The organism is Mycobacterium sp. (genome assembly GCF_049673265.1).
Taxonomy (GTDB): domain Bacteria; phylum Actinomycetota; class Actinomycetes; order Mycobacteriales; family Mycobacteriaceae; genus Mycobacterium.
In genome coordinates, this window is the sequence record NZ_JBATXN010000656.1 from 1 (window position 1) to 3,035 (window position 3,035).

Below are 3,035 nucleotides of genomic sequence, written 5' to 3' on the forward strand. Positions count from 1 at the left end.
GCCTGCCGCGATGAGCTTGGGCGCGCGGGCGCCGGGACACTGCGCGACGAGATCGGCGATGTTTGCGGCACCGTGGTCACCGAAAGTGATTGCGGCATCGGCTGATAACGTGCGCTGCGCGGTAAGCCTGTCCCCTGCGCCAACGGCGTGCACGAAGCTGTCGACCAACTTCTTGTGGCGGGAGCCCACCCGACGGAAGCCGGCTGCAAACCCGGCGGTACCGCCGAGCCGCTGGTTGCGGATCAGTCCTTGGGACAGTCGGATGCTTGCCGGCACAGCGGATGCGCCGTTGCGTAGAAATTGCAGCACCATGGTCGGCAGCTCCCAGTAAGCGCGCAGCACCGCGATCTTCCATTCGCCGTCGACGTCGCGCAGGTCATAACGGAGTAACACCGGAATGTTCATGGTGACCGCCGAACTCATCACCGCCTCGAGAGTGAGATCGCGCACGACGGTATGGCCGCAGACCACATCGAGGTCGCGGTGGAATGCGATGTCACGCGGGCCGATGAAAGTGTCGTAGAAGCGGCCGATCTCTGCCGGTCCCACGTGCGGCCGCGAGCCCACCGGATCTTCGACGCGGGCGTCCGTGGTGAATAACCCCACCCAGCCCGCGCGATCATGCGCTGCGGCTGCATGCGGCGATCGCTCCACCGCGGCCAGCAGTGCCGACCCCGTTTGTCCCGTCACACGCTCGGCACTATCGCGACGCCGGCGGCCTGCAAGGCCTTGACGGCCGCGGCGGTGGACTCGTCCCCCACGCCGGCGGTCAGATCCAGCAGCACCCGCGTGGCCAAACCGTTCCGCGAGGCGTCCTGCGCGGTTTGGCGCACGCAATGGTCGGTGGCGATGCCCACGACGTCAACCTGGTCAACGTTGTGTTGAGCCAGCCAATCGGCCAGCAGGGTGCCGGACCCGTCGACGCCTTCGAAACCGCTATAGCCGGCGTCATAGGCGCCCTTGCGAAACACCGCGTCGAAGCGATCGGAGTCGAGATCGGGATGAAATTGCGCGCCCGTACTCCCCGCCAGGCAGTGCGGCGGCCACGACGTCGAGTAGTCGGGCCGGTCGGAGAAATGATCACCCGGATCGATGTGGAAATCCTGGGTGGCCACCACGTGGAGGTAGTCGGCGCCGTCAGCCAGATATTCGCTGATCGCGCGCGCGACGGCCGCGCCGCCGGTCACCGCCAAGGAGCCGCCCTCGCAGAAGTCGTTCTGGACGTCGACGATGATCAAGGCGCGCATAACCCACGGTATCGCCGGTCGGGCCGGTAGCAGCGCGTTGCATCACGTAGATAGTCAAACTATAGTCCAGACACGTGTCCAGAAAGTTCACTGACGTCGTCCCCCAACCGTGAGTATGCGGATTGCGTTGCTGTCGTATCGCAGCAAAACGCACTGCGGCGGGCAGGGGGTTTACGTCCGTCACCTCAGCCGGGGGCTGGTCGAACTGGGACACCAGGTCGAGGTTTTCTCCGGACAGCCTTACCCCGAAGGTCTCGACCCTCGGGTGGTACTGACCGAGGTGCCCAGCCTCGACATGTATCGCGAGCCTGATCCATTCCGCATCCCACATCCTCGTGAAATCCGCGACCGCATCGATCTTCGCGAGCTGGGCACGGTATGGACCGCGGGCTTCCCCGAGCCCCGGACGTTCAGCCTGCGGGCCGCTCGCCTGCTGGCCGAACGGCGGCACGAGTTTGACGTGGTGCACGACAATCAGAGCCTGGGGGTAGGCCTGCTCAACATCGCGGCAACCGGCCTGCCCGTCGTGGCGACCGTTCATCATCCGATCACTCGTGACCGGGTACTGGATCTTGCTGCGGCGCGGTGGTGGCGTAAACCGTTGGTACGCCGGTGGTATGGCTTTCTGGCGATGCAAGAGCGCGTCGCGCGCAGCATTCCGGACTTGCTGACCGTCTCGTCGTCCTCGGCGACTGACATCACCGCGGACTTCGGGGTCGATCCAGACCAGCTGCACGTGGTGCCGCTGGGTGTCGACACCGACCTGTTCGCACCGTCCACCCAGCCGCGAATTCCGGGGCGAATCATCGCGATCGCCAGCGCAGACCGACCGCTCAAGGGCGTCGGGCATCTGCTGCACGCGGTAGCCAAGCTCCGCACTGACCACGACCTGGAGTTGCAGCTTGTCGCCAAGCTCGAGCCCAACGGCCCCACCGAAAAGCTGATCGCCGAACTCGGAATTTCCGATATCGTCCACATCTCCAGCGGACTCTCCGACGCCGCGTTGGCGCGGCTATTTGCGTCAGCTGAGATCGCCTGTATCCCTTCGCTTTACGAAGGCTTTTCACTACCGGCGGTTGAGGCGATGGCCAGCGGCACACCGATCGTGGCTAGCCGCGCCGGCGCCCTGCCCGAGGTGCTCGGACCCGACGGTGACTGCGCCAGGCTGGTGCGCCCGGGCGACGCCGCCGAGCTGATCCGGGTGTTGGCCGAACTGCTGGGCTCCCCCGACCAACTGCATCAACTCGGGACGGCCGGTCGCCGTCGCGCGGTCGATGTGTACAGCTGGGAATCGGTGGCAGCCCAGACCGCACGCGTCTACGAACGCGCGATCAATCGCCAGCTGCCGGTTCCGGATTCGGTCCAGCCAGCAGGCAAGCCGTGCTGACCGTCGACTTCGACCGGCTCGGTATCGGCCACGGCACCAAGGTGATTGACGTCGGGTGCGGAGCGGGGCGGCACAGTTTCGAGGCCTATCGCAGGGGTGCCGATGTGGTCGCGTTCGATCAAGATGCCGCCGAACTGAGCAACGTTGACACCATGTTTGTTGCCATGGCCGAATCCGGCGAGGTGCCGCCGTCAGCTCACGCCGAGACCGTCGTCGGTGACGCTCTCGCGCTGCCCTATCCCGATCGGACGTTCGATTGCGTCATCGCCTCGGAGATCCTGGAGCATGTCCCGGGCGATAGTGCGATGATCGATGAGCTGATACGTGTCCTCAAGGTCGGCGGCAGGCTGGCAATCACCGTACCCAGGTGGTTGCCGGAGCGGTTGTGTTGGTTACTCTCC

Annotated in this window: 4 protein-coding genes; 2 read left to right on the forward strand and 2 right to left on the reverse strand. The window is 65.4% G+C overall.

Going from position 1 to position 3,035, the window contains the following annotated elements:
- Together WBF82_RS22245 and pncA are read right to left on the reverse strand one after the other, a co-directional pair.
- Window positions 1-690: nuclear transport factor 2 family protein (locus WBF82_RS22245; RefSeq protein ID WP_424385092.1), on the reverse strand; the 690-nt coding region annotated here is incomplete at its 3' end.
- On the reverse strand, window positions 687-1,247 hold the full coding sequence (pncA, locus tag WBF82_RS22250) for a pyrazinamidase PncA (RefSeq protein WP_424385093.1): 561 nt from the start codon (window positions 1,245-1,247) through the stop codon (window positions 687-689). The genes pncA and WBF82_RS22245, both read right to left, overlap by 4 nt.
- Window positions 1,248-1,362: 115 nt before the next feature.
- Here pncA and WBF82_RS22255 point away from each other — a divergent pair, with 115 nt between their 5' ends.
- Together WBF82_RS22255 and WBF82_RS22260 are read left to right on the forward strand one after the other, a co-directional pair.
- A complete protein-coding gene (locus WBF82_RS22255) occupies window positions 1,363-2,634 on the forward strand; it encodes a glycosyltransferase family 4 protein (RefSeq protein WP_424385095.1) in 1,272 nt (423 codons plus the stop codon).
- A partial coding sequence (locus WBF82_RS22260) for a class I SAM-dependent methyltransferase (RefSeq protein ID WP_424385094.1) occupies window positions 2,628-3,035 on the forward strand: 408 nt, incomplete at its 3' end. The genes WBF82_RS22255 and WBF82_RS22260, both read left to right, overlap by 7 nt.